The following is a 16,911-nucleotide window of genomic DNA, read 5'->3' as shown; positions in this document are numbered from 1 at the left end:
GTGCAGTGAACGCGAGGACCATGCAGCCGGAAGACAGCGTCGCCAGAGGCGGGCGCCCGTTCACCGGCGCCGAATACATCGCCAGCCTGCGCGACGACCGCTCGGTCTACATCAACGGCGAGCGCGTCGCCGACGTGACGACCCATCCCGCCTTCCGCAATTCCGTGCGCTCGCTCGCCCGGCTCTACGACGCGCTGCACGCGGACGAGCGCGAGGGCAGGGGCGAACTGACCGTGGCGACGGACGCGGGCGAGGGCTTCACGCATCGCTATTTCCGCGCCGCCCGCTCGGGGGAGGACCTCGTCGCCCAGCAGCGCGCCATCGCCGGCTGGGCGCGGCTCTGCTACGGCTGGATGGGCCGCACGCCCGACTACAAGGCCTCGATCATCAACACGCTCGGCGTCAATGCCGACTATTACGGGCCCTTCGCGGAGAATGCGTTGAAGTGGTATGCGCGGGCGCAGAACACGACGCTGTTCATGAACCACGCCCTCGCCAATCCGCCGATCGACCGGGCAAAGCCGGCGAGCGAGGCGCGCGACGTCTATGTGCGCGTCGAGCGCGAGACGGATGCCGGGCTCTATGTCTCCGGTGCCAAGGTGGTCGCCACCTCGGCGGCCCTCACCCATTTCAACTTCCTCAGCCATCACGCGACCGTGGCCAAGAGCGACCCGAGCATGGCCGTGATGTTCTTCACCGCCATGAACGCACCGGGCCTCAAGCTCTTCTGCCGCAACTCCTACGAATATGCGGCGCATGTCGCCTCGACGCCCTATGACTCGCCGCTCGCCTCGCGCTTCGACGAGAACGACGCCATCCTCGTGCTCGACAATGTCTTCGTGCCCTGGGAGAACGTGCTGGTGCACGGCCCGGCGCACCATCCGGTCAATTTCACGCTCGATTCCGGCTATCTGCACGGCACCTGCTTTCACGGCTGCACGCGCTTTGCCGTGAAGCTCGACTTCCTTACCGGCCTCCTGACCAAGGCCCTGCACGCGACGAGCGGCGATGAGTTCCGAGGCAACCAGGTGCTGCTCGGGGAGGTGATCGCGCTGCGGCACCTCTTCTGGTCCCTGTCGGATGCCATGGCGCTGAAGCCGCAGGCCTGGACCGGCGGCGCCGTGCTGCCGGGGCTCACGGCCGCGCAGGCCTATCGCGCCCTGGCGCCCGACGCCTATGGCCGGGTGAAGGAGATCGTGCACAAGATCGTCGCCTCGGCGCTGATCTATCTGCCGTCGTCGGCCAGAGACTTCCAGAACCCGGAGATCGACCCCTATCTCGCGCGCTTCGTGCGTGGCTCCAACGGCATCGGCTACAAGGAGCGCATCAAGATCATGAAGCTGATGTGGGATGCGGTCGGCTCGGAATTCGCCGGCCGGCACGAGCTCTACGAGCGCAACTACGCCGGCAACCACGAGGAGATCAAGCTGCAGCTGCCGGCGCTGGCGCGGGCCGACGGATCCATGGCGGCCATGCTGTCGCTGGTCGACCAGTGCCTCGGCGACTATGACGAGAACGGCTGGCTCACCGAGACGTGGCTGGCCTGAGCGGAAGTGAGAGGAGTGAGCGCATGGCCAATCCCTTCGACGATGAGGACGGCGTCTTCCTGGTGCTCGTCAACGACGAGGGCCAGCATTCGCTCTGGCCGTCCTTCGCGGACGTGCCCGCGGGCTGGCAGACGGTGCACGGGCCGGCCGCCCGCCAGGAATGCCTCGATTATGTGTCGGCCCACTGGACCGACATGCGCCCGCGCAGCTTGATCGCGGCCGAAGAGACGTGATCCATTGCGCCAACAGGCTCGGGGCTGCGGCTGATTCATGAAATTCTTCAGGCTTCTCTACGACGAGGCGGGCGAGGGTCGCCTTCAGCTCCTCATCATCTCGCTCGTGCCGGGCATCGCCATGGCGCTCGTCATCGCGGTCGTCAGCACGGTGACGGACTACGAGCAGTCGGAGGGCCTGCAGTGGCAGCTCCTCGCCTTCTTCGTCCTCGGCTGCGCCGTCGTCCTGTTCACCATGAACAGGGCGCTCAACGCCATGACGGCGATCGTCGCCGGCTATCTCAGCCGCATGCGCATCCACATCGCCGACCAGGTGCGCAGCCTCAATCTCTCCGCCTTCGAGAACATCGGCATCGTCCGCATCCGCAACGCCGTCGGCCATGACCTGCAGACCGTCGAGGAGACGGCGCCGGCCGTCGTCGGGCTCATCTATTTCACGATGCAGCTCATCGTCTCGGCCATCTACATCGGCTATCTGTCGCCGACGGCATTCGCCGTGACGATGGTGTTCCTCGCCGGCGCCGTCTATTTCTACCGGCGCAGCTACGCCGACGCGGAGAACCTGTGGCGACGCGCCAGCGCCGGCGAAGCGGCCTTCCACAAGAGCTTCGAGCACCTCCTCGGCGGCTTCAAGGAGGTGAAGCTCAACTCGAGCCGCAGCGAGGACCTCTACGCCAACTACATCGTTGCCCGCTCGGAACTGGTGGAAGACCTGCGCATCCGCTCCGGCAGGCGCTTCAACCACGGCCAGTCGATCAGCGACGTCTTCTTCTATGCCCTGATGGGGGCGATGGTCTTCGCCATCCCGCACTATGTCACCGACCTCTCGGTGCCCGGCAAGATCATTACCGTCATCGTCTTCTCGAGCGGCGCCATCACCAGCATCGTGCGCACCCTGCCCATGGTCTCCCGCGCCAACCTCGCGGTCGAGAGCCTCGAGGCGCTCGACGAGGAGTTCGCCCGGCGCGTCAAGGAGGCGGAGAAGCCGGTGATCACGGAGCCGGCCTCGCTCGGCAGCGGCCTCACCATGCGCCGGCTCGCCTATCGCTACGACGCGCGGGACGGCGAGCGCGGCTTCTCGGTCGGCCCCTGCGACCTCGACATCGACGCCGGCGAGCTCGTCTTCATTGTCGGCGGCAACGGCAGCGGCAAGTCGACCTTCGTCAAGCTGATGACGCGGCTCTACGAGCCGAGCGACGGCGTCCTCCTCTGGGACGGGGCGGCGGTCGCGAATGGCAATGTCGAGGCCTATCGCAGCCTGTTCTCGGTCATCTTCACCGATTTCCACCTGTTCGACCGGCTCTATGGCATCGACGACATCGATCCGGCCCACGTGCACGCCCTGCTCAAGGACATGCAGCTGGCCGACAAGGTCGCCTTCCGCAACGGGCGCTTCAGCACCACCGACCTGTCGACGGGGCAGCGCAAGCGCCTTGCGATGATCGTCGCCCTGCTCGAGGAGCGGCCGGTCTGCGTCTTCGACGAATGGGCGGCCGACCAGGATCCGGATTTCCGGCGCAGCTACTACGAGGCGCTGCTGCCGCGCCTCAAGGCCGAGGGGCGCACGGTCATCGCCATCACGCATGACGACCGCTACTTCCATCTCGCCGACAAGCTGGTGTGGATGGAGGAGGGGCGCATCGTGCGGGTCGATGCGCCGCAACGCGCCCTTGCCGACGCCGACGATGGTCCCCCGCTCCACCCCTGATGCCGGCGCTCCGCGCCATTGGCCGATCGGGCCGGGCGCGCCGCCCTGGCCCGGGGACGGCGAGGTGCACGTCTGGAGCGCGGCTCTCGACGAGGGCGACTGGGCGGAGAGGGTGCTAGGCCCCGACGAGCAGGCGAAGGCCGCGAGCTACCGCTTTATCCGCGATGTCGAGCGTTTCAGCCGTGCACGGACCCTGCGGCGCCTCGTGCTTGCGCGCTACCTCGGCTGCGCGCCCGGTGACATCGCCTTCGGCGAAACCGGCATCAGGCGTCCGTGCCTTTCCCATCGGGGAGGGGCGCTTGGCCAGGGCCTCGATTTCAATGCCTCGCGCAGCGCCGACATGGCGCTGGTCGCCGTCGCAGCCGGCATGCGTGTCGGCATCGACATCGAGGTGGCACGCGCCATGGACGATATCGACGACATCGCCCGACAGCATTTCCATGCACGTGAATGGCGCGCCATCGTCGCCGAACGCAACCCGGCCGCAAAGCAGGATGCCTTCCTGCGCTGCTGGACGCGCAAGGAGGCCCTGACCAAGGCCATGGGCGTCGGACTGCACGCGCCGCTCGACACCTTCGCCGTCGGCACGGCGCCCGAGGGGGCGACGTTCCGGCCGCTCTTCGACGCCGGCGCGACCGGGCAGCCGGGGTGGTGGCTCACCGACCTGTCGGCGCCGCCGGCCTATGCGGCCCTTGCCGCCGACGGCGCTCCGGCGCGGGTGCATCTGTGGCGCATGCGCGTCTGACCGTAGCGCGACCTTACTGCCGCGCCACATCACTCGGGTGCGGAGAGAGCAGCACCAGCGCCAGGAACACGAGAATGGGCGTCAGGAACACGCTGGCGATCAGCGTGCCGAGGAAGCCGAGCTGCGTGTGCCGCCCGCGGAAGGCCACGAGCAGGCACAGCAGCGCATAGATGGCGATCGGGATGGCGACCATTACGCCCCCGCTTCCACCGTCGCCGGCTTGGCGGCCTTGGCCGGCCGCTTCTTGACGACGACGACCTCCTCGATGTCCTCGGCCTCTTCCTCGGCTACCTTCTTGCCGCGCTTCATCATCTCGCGGAAATAGGCGCGGTAGGCGCCGGGATCGAGGTCGAGGAAGGTGCCGTTCGATTCGAAATGCTGCTGGAACACCTTGCCGATGGCATAGGTGAAGGCGCCGATCGAGACGCTGGTGCCGGCGACGCCGACGGCGGTGCCGAGGACGGGGATCGCCTTCACGAAGCTCATCGCGGCGATCGCGCCCGCACCGACGGCGCCGAGGCTGCCGAAGAGCGCGGTGATGGTCGACTTCGCCGCATTCTCGCGGAAGGGCACGCCATAGAGCTGCGACAGGCGCCGCACCAGATTGAGCTGCGTGCCGAAGGCAAGGACCATGTCGATGCCCGGGCCCGGCACCAGGCCCGAGGCGGCGCCCACGAGGACGTGGTCCTTGATGATCTTCTCGGCCCGCTTCAGCCGCTCTTCCGGACTGACCGCGCCGGTCTCCACCTGCCCGTCGGTCTCTTCGACGAGATGCACCTTCTGGCCTGCGTCGTTGACAGAATTCATGACTGCCTCCTCGTCTTTCGTCCGTGTGCCGGCGCTCCGGCGGCTCTTCGGTTCAACTGCCGTCGCGGGTGCCCTGGGGCTGCCGAGGCGGTACACGCGTCGATGCCGGTTCGGGGCGCGTCGTGCCGGTCCCGGTTGCGTCGCTGTCGGATGGTCCTGCCGACTGCGAGGTCTCGCGCGATCCGTCACGCGGCGCAGGCGCCTCGGAGGTCGAGCCGGGCGAACCCGGCCGGGTCGGGAACAGGGGCGGCAGGCCGTCGAAGGACGGCAGGCGGTGGGTCTCGGGATCGACGGCCGGCGGCGCCGGCATGTTCGGCTGGGTGGCGATGTCGCTGCCGAGGATGAGCGGCAGCTGATCCTTGCCGCCGCCGACGATGACCACCTTGCTGTTGTTGGAGCGGGCGATCTGCACCGTCGCCTCGATGCCCCGCCAGGTCAGAAGCTGCGGCGAGAGCGCGTCGGCCACGATCGAGTAGAAGGTCTGGATGCCGACGGCCTCGATGCGCTTGCGCTCGGCCTCCTTCTTCTCCTGATCGATGATGTATTCGTAGGCCTGGGCGTTCTGCTCCTGCGTCAGCTTGTTCGTGATCGCGGTGTTCAGCGTATCGGGCAGGTCGATGTTGCGGATGACGACGCCCTGGTAGGTGATGAGATCGACCGGCGAATCCTGCAGTTCCAGGAGGATGTCCCGCTCGAGCTTGCTGACCTCGATGCGGTAGAGGTCGTGCGGGCCGAACTTGCCGATCACGGCGCGCACGGCCTCGATGGTCAGCGGCTTGACGAGCCGCTCGACGTAGTCGGGCCCGACCTGCTGGTGGAGGACGCCGGCCTTTTCCGCCTGGGGACGGAAGAGCACCGTGACGTCGATGTTGATGCTGAGGCCGTCATGGGCCAGGCCGTGGACGCGCTCTTCCTGCGCCTGGGTACGCACCTCGTAGCGGTAGATGGTGTTCCAGGGCCATTTGATGCCGAGACCTTCGCGATAGACGAAGGTCGTCTCGGTGCCGGTGGTCAGCACGCGGAAGAGGACGCCGACCTCGCCCGGGCGGATGATGAAGAAGGTGAACGGCCACAGCAGCAGCGCCAGGAGGCCGAAGAAGAGCGTAAAGGCGATGATCTTGTCGCCGCGCTTCAGGCGAAAGTCGCGCCGCTTGCGTGCCGCCGCAGGCCTTGCATCGGCGAGGGTCATCGGCGCGCCCCGCCGCGGAGCGAGCGCCTCCGGGCGCCCGGCGGGGCCGGCTCACGACGAACACTCCCTGTCTGCATGAGCACGGGCACGGCTTGCATCAATCCTGATCTTCGGGGCGAAGCCCACACCATTCGCGAATGCTGGCTGAAACTTGCAAGATCAGGCGTGGCGCGCAAGTCTAAATCGTATTTCCTGTATCGACTCGCCGGGATTTCGGGCATCTTGCCGCCTCGTCCGGATGCGGGGCAAGCAAGTGCTCCGTTTCGCCGGCGAAAGACCGTCATCCGGCGGCGTCGTACATCACCCGATCGCGAAAGATGGACCCGGAGGTCCCGAAGTGCGCCTTCCGTCTCCCGATACCGCATGCACGCCGGCGGACCTGCGCGGCTTCTTCTACGACCTCTACGAGGACGCGCCGAAGCCGCTGCGCCTCCTGAGCGCGGCGCGGCCCTATGTCTGCCCCTACGACCGGATCGTGCCCTTCGTGCCGCAGGGCGCGCGGGTGCTCGACGTCGGCTGCGGCACCGGGGCGCTGCTGGCGCTTCTCGTGGCGATCGAGCGAATCGCCGAGGGGGTCGGCTGCGACGTCTCGGCGCCGGCGCTTTCCTTCGCGCGCGGCGCGGCAGGCCGTCTCGCCGGCGGCGAGCGCCTGCGCTTCGACCATATCGAGACGATCGACGGCGTCGTCGACGCGCCATTCGACGTCGTCGTCATGGTCGACGTGCTGCACCATGTGCCGGAGGCCGAGCGGCAGAAGGTCGTCGCGGCGGCCGCCCGGCGGACCGCGCCGGGCGGGGTGTTCATCTACAAGGACATGACGGACGAGCCGGGCGGCCGGCGGCTTGCCCACACCATCGACGACCTCATCTTCTCCCATGAGCTCGTGCGCCAGGTGTCGCCGGAGGCGGTGGAACACTGGGCGGCCGGCGAGGGGCTGGAGCTCGTCGCGTCCGAATATCTGCCGCGGCTCGTCTACGGCCATGTCCTGCGGGTGTTCCGCAAGCCGGCGGATGGGCCGAACGCGGGCGCCGACGCCTGAGGCGGCCCGGCCGTCACGGATTGCAGGTGGTCAGGACGACGGCGCCGAAATAGGTGAACACACTCGCGGCCAGAGCGGCGATGGCCGCGAGGCGGGCGGCCGAACGGAGAAACCGGTCCGTCGCAGCGTCGGCGCGAGATTGCCGCGCCTTCAGCCCGACGACGAGGGCGACATGCAGCGCGAGGAAGATCCCGAGCAGCAAAAGAAGCTGCAGGCGCTGCAGCGACAGGCCGAGCACGAGGCTTCCCCTGTCCCAGCCGAAGGCGCAGCCGACGGAGAGCATCGCATAGAGCACCACGAAGGCGACCGCCCACAGGCCGAAGCCCGCGGCGAGCGACAGGAGCAGGACCGTGCGGCGGGACGTTGCATCGATCATGGCCGCGTCTCCGGGACGACGGCCAGAAGCGGCAGCGCAACGATGACGGCCAGCGCGACGATGGTGGAGACGGCCGTGTAGTCGTGCCACAGCGCCGCGATCCGCAGGTCGAGGCTGCGCCGGCGCGAGAGATAGCCGCCGCCCTGGCGCCAGAGGCAATAGCCCGCATAGACGAGGCCGATGCCGGCATGCAGCCCGGCATAAAAGAGAAGGGTGAAGGTCACGGCATGGAGGCTGTGCGTCGTCGGGCCGGGCACGGCGGCGGCCAGCGCGGCGAGGAGCGCGACGGTGGCCGCATGCATCAATGCGCCGAGCCCGAGCCAGAGGGCGGGCGAACCACCCGCTCTCAGGACGGCGACGGCCTTCCGGCCCGCGATGGCGGCCAGCACAGAGACAGCGACGCAGCCCGCGACGGGCACCGGTGCGGGCAGGACGACCTCCCCCGGCGGCCAGCCCGGCGCCACGAGCCAGAGGAAGAGCGCGCCGAAGACGAGGGAGAGGAAGAGCGTCCCGTCGCCGGCCAGCGTGAAGATCATCGCCCACCATGACGGCGGGCGTTCGGCCTCCCAGTGTGGCGGCAGCTCCCTTCCGCGGCCGACCGGCAGCGGGCCGAGGTCCGCCTTCGCGGCGGCGGCGGCCGTCCAGCCGAGAAAGAGCCACACCACCGCGATGAGCGGCAGGAGCGACAGGAGGTAGAGCTTGAACAGCAGGCAGAGCACGAAGGCGCAGGTGGCGAGACCGCTCCAGAGGGGCAGGCGTGTCGGTCCCGGCAGTACGATCAGCTGCTCGGGCCTGCCGGACACCATGTCGACGCCAAGCGTCTCGAGCCAGCGGTTGCGGGCGAAGCCGAGATAGCCCTCGCCCCGGGCCAGCCGGTTGCCGAGGCCGCCCGGCTCCAGCCTGTCGGCCCGGTCGGTGATGTCCGGCAGGGAGGCGAAGGCATAGGGCGGGGGCGGCGTGGGCATCGCCCATTCGAGGGTGCGGGCCTGGTGGGGATTGCGGCGGAAGCCCTTGCCGAAGCGGATCTGCACGAGAACGTCGGCGGCGAAGAGGGCGAAGCCGACCGTCATCAAGAAGCCGCCGACGGAGGACAGGAGGTTCAGCCATTCCCAGCCGGCCTCGGCGGCATAGGTCGCGACGCGCCGCGGCATGCCGAGGAGGCCCGTCAGATGCATCAGGAAGAAGGTGAGGTTGAAGCCGCCGAAGATCAGCCAGAACGCCGGGACGGACAGGCGGTGGTCGGCGAGGCGGCCCGTGAAGTGCGGCAGCCAGTAATAGGTGGCCGCCATCATCGGGAAGACGAAGCCGCCGATGAGCACATAGTGCAGGTGCGCGACGATGAAGTGCGTGTCGTGGGCCTGGAGATTGAAGGGCACCATGGCGACCATGACGCCGGTCAGCCCGCCGATGACGAAGATGACGAAGAAGCCGGTGAGATAGAGCATCGGCACGTCCCAGCGCAGGCGTCCCTGCGCCAGGGTGGCGATCCAGGCGAAGATCTGCACGGCGGTGGGGATCGCCACCAGCCCGCTGGCGGCCGAGAAGAAGGCGAGCGCCAGATGCGGGATGCCGACCGTGAACATGTGGTGCACCCACAGCCCGAAGGAGAGGAAGGCCACCGCGATCACGGCCACGACGATGATGCGGTAGCCGACGAGCTCATGGCGGGCGAAGGTCGGGAGGATGGTCGATATCGCCCCGGCCGCCGGCAGGAAGATGATGTAGACCTCGGGATGAGCGAAGAGCCAGAACAGGTGCTGCCAGAGCAGGGGATCGCCGCCCCGCGTCGGGTCGAAGAAGGGCAGGTCCGCGGCGCGCTCGAGCTCGAGGAGGATCGAGCCGAGGATCAGCGGCGGGAAGCCGAAGAGCATCATGAAGGCGACGATCAGCAGGTACCACGCCATGATCGGCATGCGGTCGAGGGACATGCCGGGCGCGCGCAGCTTCAGCACCGTGACGATGATCTCGACCGCCGCCGCGAGCGCCGAGATCTCGACGAAGGTGATGCCGAGCAGCCAGACGTCGGCGCTGATGCCGGGCGTATAGGCGGAGGAGGAGAGCGGCGTGTACATGAACCAGCCGCTCGCAGGCGCGACGCCGGCGAGCATGGCGCCGACGAGGATCGAGCCGCCGAGCACGTAGCACCAGAAGCCGTAGGCGGTGAGGCGCGGGAAGGCCATGTCGCGCGCACCGAGCAGCTTGGGCAGCAGGTAGATCGCGAAGCCCTCGAACATGGGGATCGCGAACAGGAACATCATGACCGTGCCATGCATGGTGAAGATCTGGCCGTAGATCTCCGGCCCGACGAAGGCGCTGCCCGAGGTGGCGAGCTGCACGCGGATCAGCATGGCGAGCAGGCCGCCGATGACGAAGAAGACGAAGGCGGCGATGATGAAGCGCTTGCCGAGAATGGTGTGGTTGACCGCCGAGAGCCGTCCCCAGCCGGGCGGCGTGCCCCAGATCGCCGACAGCTCCCTGTGCAGCCGGAGGGCAGAGGGAGGCGCGGCCGGCGGGGCCTCGCGCGATTGGTGCGGAGCCGTCGTCATCGCGCGGCCTCCGAGGTCAGCGCCGCCTCGTAGTCCTCCGGCGCGTGGGCGATGACGGTGAAGCGCATCGGCGCATGGCCCTCGCCGCAATATTCGGCGCAGATGCCGCCATAGGTGCCCGGCGCGTCAGCCCGCAGCCGCACGATGTTCTCATGCCCCGGGATGGCGTCGATCTTGCCTCCGAGCCGCGGGATCCAGAAGGAATGGATGACGTCCTCGCTGGTCACGGCGAAATCGATGTCACGCCCGACCGGGATGTGCAGCACGTCCCGCGTCGCCACTGGCGTACCGGGATAGCGGAATTCCCACGCGAACTGGCGCGCGACGACCTCGATGCGCAGGGTCTCGGCGCCCTGGCGCGGCAGCAGGCGCTCGCCGAGCGCGAAGGCGCCCGCGACCAGCGCGGCGAGCCCGAGCGAGGGAACGACGAGCCCGCCCCACAGGATGAGCCGCTTCGGCGTCAGGAGAGGACGGACGGAGGGGATGAAGGCGCCCGCCAGCGCCAGCGACGTCGCGAGGAAGATGACGGTCGCGCCGGCGAGCATGATCCACCAGATGAGCGCGATGGCCTCGGCCGCGGGGCCCGCGGGGGCGAGCGTCGAGTAGGCGCGGCTGCAGCCGGCGGCGGGAAGGGCCGCGGCAACGGCGGCGGCGCGGTGGAACCATGGATGTGGGCCGACGTTGTTCGAGATCGGTCGAGGAATGCGATGAACGACAAGAGCGAGGCGCCCAATCCGGTCATGGAGGAGGTCGCGGGGAAGGACACGAGTTCCACCGTCGCGGTGGCCGGCCATCCCATCCATGCCATGACCGTGCATTTCCCCATCGCGCTCGTCGTCGTGACGCTGGGCTGCGATGTCTTCTACTGGTGGAGCGGGGATCCGTTCTGGGTGCGGGCGGGCCTGTGGTCCTCGGGCGGCGCCTTCGCCGCCGGCATCGGCGCGGGCCTCGTCGGCACCGCCGAACTGCTGCTCGTGCCCGGCATCCGGGTGCGCGTGGCGAGCTGGAGCCATGCGGTGGCCGCCATGAGCCTCATCGCCGTCATGGGCCTGAACTGGGGCCTGCGTCTTTCCGGCGACATCGAGGTGCTGCCGCACGGGCTGCTCGTTTCGGCCCTTGCCATGGTTCTCACGGGGATGGCCGGCTGGCACGGCGGCAAGCTTGTCTTCGATCACGGCATCGGCCTCATGATTTCGGACAAGGACTGAACCCACGGAAGCAGGCGGCGCAGCGCCCCCGGCTCGCCGAACGCGTCCGGCAGCAGGGCCGGCAGATCCGGCTTTCCCAGCACGACGGTCAGGATCGACGTCACCACGACCAACGTGAGCAGCGTCGTCGCCGTGAAGCGCCAGAGGGGGTAGATCTCCTCCTCGTCGAAGAGGCGGAGGATGACCTGGCCGGTCATGACGTGGATGACGGTCATCGCCCCGACGAGGGCGAGCTTCACCGAAAACCAGGGCTCGAAGGTCTCGCGCAGGAAGATGAGGGCGGTCCCGGAGGCGATGGCGAGGAAGGCGGCGGGCGACAGCACGTTGACGTAGAGAAAGCGCACGAGCGCCTGCAGGCGGTGGAGGGAAGCCGTGCTGTCGACATGCGCGCGCTGGACGTAGAGGGCCGGCAGGCTGATGAGGGCGCCGCTCCACAGCGCGATGGCGGCGATATGCACGAGCTTGAGCCAGATCATCCCGCCCGCGGCTCCGCCGTGCCGGCACCGAGCCGCACGAATGCCAGGTAGAGCGCGGCGGCGAGATAGGGCAGCGCCGCCGGCACCCACATGACGAGCCCCGCGAGCTGCTGGTCCTGCCGCGGGTCGAGGCCGAAGGCCGCCGTCGTCAGGAAATGGGCCTGGTACAGCGGTTCCCGGGCGAAGGTGAGCAGCGCGCCGAGGAAGCCCATCTGCACCACCGTCGCGAGCAGCGCGAGGAGCGCGGCGCCGGTGCGGGTATCGCGCAGCACCGCCCGCCACAGGAGGACGCCCGTGCCGAGCAGGCTCAGCTGCATCGGCCAGTAGAGCACCGGCGAGCGGATGGCGGCGTCATAGAGTGCCGGCGCGTGCCAGGCCCAGAACACGAGGCCGTGAAGGGCCACGAGGAGCGCGAGGCCCCTTGGCCGGCCGCCGCGGCGGCGGGTGGGGAAGCTCGCGGCGAGCAGGGGCGCCGCCACGGCCACGAGCAGCACGTGGTGGACAGCGCGGGCCGAAAACAGCGCCGCCGTCAGGGCGCAGAGCGGCGACATGAACAGCGCAGCGACGAGCAGCACCGCCGGCACGAAGGCGGCGCGCCGGTCGCGCTCGCCCCGCACGGCATAGAGCGCGATCAGGAGAAGGCACAGGACGGCCGCGGGCGCGTCGATATTCCAGCTCGCCGGCAGGGTCGCTGGCGTCGGCGCGGGACCGCAGTAGATCTCGTCCATCATGGGCCTCGGCGTTCGAGCGGCCGTGTCACGGCCGGCTATTCGATGACGGCGCAGGCGATCCTGTTGCCGGCATTGCCGGAGGGCTGGCTCTCGTAGTCGTCGGGCTCGGCGTGGATCATGAGCGCGCGCCCGACGATGCCGGCCTCGCCCTTGTCCAGAGTGACGGCGGGATTGAAGACATCGGCCCGCAGCGTTCCGTCGCTGCCGACGTACTGGTTCGGCATGTCGCCGGCATGGGGCCCGCCCGCCACCTTGTAGCCGTGTTCCTTCGAGGTCGGGTTGAAATGGCCGCCGGCGGAATCATGGCCGGTGGTGTGGTCGCAGCTGCCCGTCTCGTGCACGTGGAAGGCGACCCGCTGGCCGGCAGGCAGGCCCGTGATCTCGATGGCGATCAGGACGCCGCCGCTGGGAACGGCGGTCAAGCGGGCGTTGCCGTTCGCCTCGCCCTTGGCATCGACGAAATTCGCCGTCGCGGTCGCGGGTTCCTGAGCGAGGGCCCCGCCGGCCGTGAAGGCCAATGCTGCGGCGATAGCTCCGATCATTCTCATGGCAATCTCCCTCCTCGTCAGGTTGCCGGGCGGCCGCGACCCCAGGCCTGGCGCGGGCGTCCAACAGCAGGGTCCGGTGGTGAGGCGGCGTGCGCCCGCGTGAACCGCGGCTCGACGCGCGGAGGGCGGATGGCCATGCGCGCAACCGCCACTTCCGGCGGGTCGGACCTGCCGTCGCCAGTCGAGGATATCAGGAGGTATCGCTCAGGGACGCGCCCGCCGGACACTCGCAGCCTCCGTTACGTCCGTGGGGTAACGTCACGAAGGCCGAATGGTTCCCGGGGTGTGGCGCCGGGCGCGGGACGCCGATCCGTGCCGCTATTTCGCGAAATAGAGCGACAGGCGCTCGGCGGCATTGCGCAGGTGGGTTTCCGCCGCGCGCCGCGCGCCGGCCGGGTCGGCCTTGGCGATCATGTCGAAGATCGCCTGGTGCTCGGCCTGGACTGCCTGGGTCAGGCCGCCCATGCGCGCCGTGTTGGCGCGGGCGGTGCGGATGAAGTGGCGCACGCGCCTGTCGAGGAAGTCGGACAGGTCGCGGAAGAAGGGATTGCCGGTCGCGTCGACGATGGCGCGATGGAAGGCCATGTCCTCGTCGACGCCGGGCTCGCCGCGGTCGATCGCCGCCTGCATGGCGTCGAGCTGCGCCTGGATGGCGGCGAGGTCCTCCTCGCCGCGGCGCTGGGCGGCTAGCTCCGTCGCGGTCGCCTCGACGGCCATGAGCAATTCGACGATGTTGCGGATCTCGTCGCGGTTGGTGAAGTCCTCGACATCGAGACGGAAGACGGCGAGCGCGCCGGGCTCGGCGATGAAGGCGCCGGCGCCCTGGCGCGTGACGACGAGGCCGTCGTGCTTCAACCGGCCGATGGCCTCGCGCACCGTCGGCCGGCTGACACCGTAACGTTCCGAGATCTGCTGCTCGGTCGGCAGGCGTTCGCCCGGTCGCATGCGTCCGGCGGCGATCTCCTGGCGCAGCTTGTGCGCCAGCGTGTCGGCGAGCGAGGGGGCTCGGTCGAGAAAATCGTGGGACTGGGTCATCGCATCATTCCAGGCATCGACTGGCCTTTCCCGCCCCTGTGCCGCCGTCAGCTCGCAATGTACAGCCCGCCGTTGACGTGCACAGTCTCGCCGGTGACGAAGGAGGCCCAGTCCGAGCAAAGAAAGGCGACGACGCGGGCTACCTCGTCCGGCGTGCCGAGGCGCTTGAGCGGCGTCTCAGCAAGGAGCGCCGGCCCCCGCGCCTCCATCAGATGCTGCACCATCGGCCCTTCGACGAGCCCCGGCGAGACGGCGTTGACCCTGACGCGCGGCGCAAGCTCCCGCGCGAGCGAGCGGGAGAAGGTGAGCACGCCGCCCTTGGCGGCGGCATAGTCTGCATGCGCGAGGCTGCCGCGATGGCCGGCCATGGAGGCGATGTTGACGATGGCGCCGCCCTCGGCGAGATGCGGCTCGACGGCCCGGCAGGTGTAGAACACGCCGTCGAGATTGACGGCGAGCGAGCGGCGCCAATGCTCCTCGTCCATGTCCTTCACGAGCCGCTCCCGGTAGATGCCGGCGGAGGTGACGACATGATCGATGCGGCCGAAGCGCTCGGCCGTGCGCCGCGCCGCCTCGTCCGCATCCGCCTGCGACGCCGCGTCCTGGCGCAGCACGATGGTGCGGGCGCCGGCGGGGTCGAGTTCGCCTGCGAAGGCCGCGAGGCCTTCGACATCGAGATCGGTCAGGGCGCAGTTGGCGCCGAGCGCATGGAAGAGGCGGACGACGGCGCGGCCGATGGCGCCATTGGCGCCGGTCAGCAGCAGGGTCTTCTGCGAGAAGTCGATTGCGGGCGCGCTCATGTCATCAGCCATCCGCCGGCGACGTCGCAGATCTGGCCGGTGACGAAGGCGGCCTTGTCGGAGGTGAGGAAGAGGCACATCCCGGCGACCTCGTCGGGCGTGCCGAGCCTTTGCAGCGGCGTCGCCAGCCGCACGGCTTCGTTGGCTTCCGCGGCCGTGCCGCGCATGAGGGGAGTGTCGATTCGGCCCGGGGCGACGGCATTGACCGTGATGCCCGAGGGGCCGAGCTCGCCGGCCAGATGCTTGGTGAAACCGATGAGGGCCGCCTTGGTCGCCGCATAATGCACGCCGACGATGTCGCAATAGGTGCGGCCGGCGACGGAGGAGATGCTGACGATGCGCCCGTAACCGGCCTCGCGCATCTGCGGCACGACCGCGCGCGTCACCAGGAAGGCGCCCGTCAGGTTCACGTCGAGCACGCGGCGCCATTCGGCCGCCTGCATCTCCCAGAGGAAGGCCTTGCCGCCGGCGCTGCCTGATTTCGGCGAGATGCCGGCGTTGTTGACGAGCAGCGTGACGGGGCCGAGCGCCTCGGCGCCGTGCCTGACGGCCGCCGCGACGGAGGCCTCGTCCGCGACATCCGCCGCCACGGCCGCGGCGCGCCAGCCCCGGGCCGTCGCGGCCCCGGCCGCTTCCTCTGCGAGCGCCCTGTCGTGGTCGAGATAGATGACGCCGGCGCCGGCAGCCGCATGCGCATCGGCGATGGCGCGGCCGATGCCGCGCCCGGCGCCCGTCACCAGCGCCACCCGGCCGGCATGGGAGCCCGCGTCAGTCACGGCGCATCTCCAGCATGATCTTGCCCTGATGGGCGCTCGATTCCATCAGCTCGTGCGCGGCGCGCGTCTCGGCAAGCGGGAAGGTGGCGTGCACGATGGGGCGCACCCTGCCCGCTTCGAGAAGCGGCCAGATCTTCTCGCGCAGTTCGTCGGCGATCGCCTTCTTGAGCGCGACGGAGCGGGCGCGCAGCGTCGATCCGGTGATGGTCTGGCGCTTCAGCATCAGCGGCATCAGGTCGAGCTCGACCTTGCTCGTCTGCAGGAAGGCGATCTGCACCAGCCGGCCCTCGACGGCGAGGACGCTGAGGTTGCGCGCGATATAGGGGCCGCCGACCATGTCGAGCACCACGTCGACGCCGCGCCCGCCGGTGAGCGCCTTGACCCCGGCGACGAAATCCTTGTCGCGGTAGTTGATGGCGGCATCGGCGCCGAGACCGAGGCAGAAGTCGCATTTCTCCTGCGATCCGGCGGTGGCGTAGACGGTGGCGCCGAAAGCCTTGGCGAGCTGGATCGCGGTGGAGCCGATGCCGCTCGAGCCGCCGTGGACGAGCAGCGTCTCGCCCTCCCGGAGCCGCCCGCGGGTGAAGAGGTTGTCGTAGACCGTGAAATAGGTCTCCGGCAGGCCGGCCGCCTCGGTCAGGGAGAGCGGCGCCGGCACGGGCAGGCACAGCGGGGCGTCGGCCACGCAATATTCCGCATAGCCGCCACTGATGACGAGGGCGCAGACCTTCTCGCCCGGCCGCGGGCTCGTCACACCTTCGCCGACGGCGACGACGGTGCCGGCGACCTCGAGCCCCGGGATGTCGGTCGCGCCGGGGGGCGGGGGATAGTTGCCGGCCCGCTGCAGGCAGTCCGGCCGGTTGACGCCGGCCGCCGCCACTTCGATGAGCACCTGTCCGGGGCCGGGTGTCGGGACGGGCGCGGTTTCGACGCGGATCACCTCGGGGCCGCCGGCACCGTCGAAACGGGCCTGCCGCATGGAAGCGGGAACGGTCATGGACTTTCCTCCGGCTGTGCAACTTGGCCGGCCCGGGAGCGGGCCACCGTCGCATCTAATCATCATCGTCGTTCGTAGCAATTTGCCACTTGTCAGGCAACTTGGTTATCTTCATTATCCGCGCCGGACCGGGAACAATAAGACCGGCCG

Annotated in this window: 19 protein-coding genes; 6 read left to right on the top strand and 13 right to left on the bottom strand. The window is 69.2% G+C overall.

Annotated elements, in window-relative coordinates; all coding sequences use genetic code 11:
- Window positions 1–20 precede the first annotated feature (20 nt).
- The 4 genes from AL346_RS04815 to AL346_RS04800 are packed head-to-tail and all read left to right on the top strand — an operon-like array spanning window position 21 to window position 4,233.
- Window positions 21–1,547, top strand: coding sequence for a 4-hydroxyphenylacetate 3-hydroxylase N-terminal domain-containing protein (locus AL346_RS04815; protein ID WP_019401814.1), 1,527 nt, complete (start codon window positions 21–23; stop codon window positions 1,545–1,547).
- 23 nt (window positions 1,548–1,570) lie between these two features.
- A complete protein-coding gene (locus tag AL346_RS04810) occupies window positions 1,571–1,780 on the top strand; it encodes an MbtH family protein (protein WP_019401813.1) in 210 nt (69 codons plus the stop codon).
- A 37-nt stretch (window positions 1,781–1,817) separates the two neighbouring features.
- Window positions 1,818–3,488, top strand: a complete 1,671-nt coding sequence (locus AL346_RS04805) for a cyclic peptide export ABC transporter (protein WP_019401812.1) — start codon at window positions 1,818–1,820, stop codon at window positions 3,486–3,488.
- Window positions 3,466–4,233: a 4'-phosphopantetheinyl transferase superfamily protein gene (locus tag AL346_RS04800; RefSeq protein WP_197286602.1), complete on the top strand. Its 768-nt coding sequence runs from the start codon at window positions 3,466–3,468 to the stop codon at window positions 4,231–4,233. Before AL346_RS04805 ends, AL346_RS04800 begins: the two co-directional genes overlap by 23 nt.
- A 13-nt stretch (window positions 4,234–4,246) precedes the next feature.
- Here the strand turns inward: AL346_RS04800 and AL346_RS04795 are convergent, their stop codons facing one another.
- Genes AL346_RS04795 through AL346_RS04785 form a run of 3 tightly spaced genes read right to left on the bottom strand, consistent with a single transcriptional unit; the run spans window position 4,247 to window position 6,229 of the window.
- On the bottom strand, window positions 4,247–4,426 hold the full coding sequence (locus AL346_RS04795; protein ID WP_019401810.1) for a hypothetical protein: 180 nt from the start codon (window positions 4,424–4,426) through the stop codon (window positions 4,247–4,249).
- Entirely contained in the window at window positions 4,426–5,040 is a 615-nt protein-coding gene (locus AL346_RS04790) for a YcjF family protein (RefSeq protein WP_019401809.1), read from the bottom strand. The genes AL346_RS04795 and AL346_RS04790 overlap by 1 nt, the downstream gene beginning before the upstream one ends.
- A gap of 52 nt (window positions 5,041–5,092) precedes the next feature.
- Entirely contained in the window at window positions 5,093–6,229 is a 1,137-nt protein-coding gene (locus AL346_RS04785) for a prohibitin family protein (protein ID WP_019401808.1), read from the bottom strand.
- Window positions 6,230–6,566: 337 nt separating this feature from the next.
- On the opposite strand from AL346_RS04785, the gene AL346_RS04780 reads away from it, so the two are divergent.
- Window positions 6,567–7,268, top strand: coding sequence for a bifunctional 2-polyprenyl-6-hydroxyphenol methylase/3-demethylubiquinol 3-O-methyltransferase UbiG (locus AL346_RS04780; protein WP_019401807.1), 702 nt, complete (start codon window positions 6,567–6,569; stop codon window positions 7,266–7,268).
- Between the two features lie 13 nt (window positions 7,269–7,281).
- Here the strand turns inward: AL346_RS04780 and AL346_RS04775 are convergent, their stop codons facing one another.
- Genes AL346_RS04775 through coxB form a run of 3 tightly spaced genes read right to left on the bottom strand, consistent with a single transcriptional unit; the run spans window position 7,282 to window position 10,882 of the window.
- Window positions 7,282–7,644: a hypothetical protein gene (locus AL346_RS04775; RefSeq protein ID WP_019401806.1), complete on the bottom strand. Its 363-nt coding sequence runs from the start codon at window positions 7,642–7,644 to the stop codon at window positions 7,282–7,284.
- Window positions 7,641–10,190: a cytochrome c oxidase subunit I gene (gene ctaD, locus AL346_RS04770; protein ID WP_019401805.1), complete on the bottom strand. Its 2,550-nt coding sequence runs from the start codon at window positions 10,188–10,190 to the stop codon at window positions 7,641–7,643. The genes AL346_RS04775 and ctaD overlap by 4 nt, the downstream gene beginning before the upstream one ends.
- Window positions 10,187–10,882 carry a cytochrome c oxidase subunit II gene (gene coxB / locus AL346_RS04765; protein ID WP_050996545.1) on the bottom strand — a complete coding sequence of 232 codons (696 nt, stop codon included), beginning with the start codon at window positions 10,880–10,882 and terminating at the stop codon, window positions 10,187–10,189. The genes ctaD and coxB overlap by 4 nt, the downstream gene beginning before the upstream one ends.
- 15 nt (window positions 10,883–10,897) lie before the next feature.
- Here coxB and AL346_RS04760 point away from each other — a divergent pair, with 15 nt between their 5' ends.
- A complete protein-coding gene (locus tag AL346_RS04760) occupies window positions 10,898–11,398 on the top strand; it encodes a DUF2231 domain-containing protein (protein WP_019401803.1) in 501 nt (166 codons plus the stop codon).
- On the opposite strand, the gene AL346_RS04755 is transcribed toward AL346_RS04760, so the two are convergent.
- The 7 genes from AL346_RS04755 to AL346_RS04725 form a co-directional block, all read right to left on the bottom strand.
- Complete coding sequence (locus AL346_RS04755) at window positions 11,362–11,874, bottom strand: CopD family protein (protein ID WP_019401802.1); 513 nt, start codon at window positions 11,872–11,874, stop codon at window positions 11,362–11,364. The genes AL346_RS04760 and AL346_RS04755 overlap by 37 nt on opposite strands.
- On the bottom strand, window positions 11,871–12,602 hold the full coding sequence (locus tag AL346_RS04750) for a cytochrome c oxidase assembly protein (protein ID WP_156332684.1): 732 nt from the start codon (window positions 12,600–12,602) through the stop codon (window positions 11,871–11,873). The genes AL346_RS04755 and AL346_RS04750 overlap by 4 nt, the downstream gene beginning before the upstream one ends.
- 38 nt (window positions 12,603–12,640) lie before the next feature.
- Window positions 12,641–13,153 carry a superoxide dismutase family protein gene (locus tag AL346_RS04745; protein WP_026015075.1) on the bottom strand — a complete coding sequence of 171 codons (513 nt, stop codon included), beginning with the start codon at window positions 13,151–13,153 and terminating at the stop codon, window positions 12,641–12,643.
- 318 nt (window positions 13,154–13,471) lie between these two features.
- Window positions 13,472–14,188 (bottom strand): FadR/GntR family transcriptional regulator, encoded by a 717-nt coding sequence (locus AL346_RS04740; RefSeq protein ID WP_019401799.1) that lies wholly within the window; start codon window positions 14,186–14,188, stop codon window positions 13,472–13,474.
- Between the two features lie 47 nt (window positions 14,189–14,235).
- The gene (locus AL346_RS04735; RefSeq protein WP_053193326.1) at window positions 14,236–14,988 is read right to left on the bottom strand and encodes an SDR family NAD(P)-dependent oxidoreductase; all 753 of its coding nucleotides are present in this window, start codon (window positions 14,986–14,988) and stop codon (window positions 14,236–14,238) included.
- Entirely contained in the window at window positions 14,985–15,764 is a 780-nt protein-coding gene (locus tag AL346_RS04730) for an SDR family NAD(P)-dependent oxidoreductase (protein ID WP_019401797.1), read from the bottom strand. The genes AL346_RS04735 and AL346_RS04730 overlap by 4 nt, the downstream gene beginning before the upstream one ends.
- Complete coding sequence (locus tag AL346_RS04725) at window positions 15,757–16,761, bottom strand: NAD(P)H-quinone oxidoreductase (RefSeq protein WP_053193325.1); 1,005 nt, start codon at window positions 16,759–16,761, stop codon at window positions 15,757–15,759. The genes AL346_RS04730 and AL346_RS04725 overlap by 8 nt, the downstream gene beginning before the upstream one ends.
- Window positions 16,762–16,911: the final 150 nt, after the last annotated feature.

Origin of the sequence: Chelatococcus sp. CO-6, assembly GCF_001271345.1 — a bacterium.
In the GTDB taxonomy this organism is placed as follows: Bacteria; Pseudomonadota; Alphaproteobacteria; order Rhizobiales; family Beijerinckiaceae; genus Chelatococcus_A; species Chelatococcus_A caeni.
Note: the sequence above shows the minus strand (reverse complement) of the source record. Positions and strands in the feature narration are given on the sequence as shown.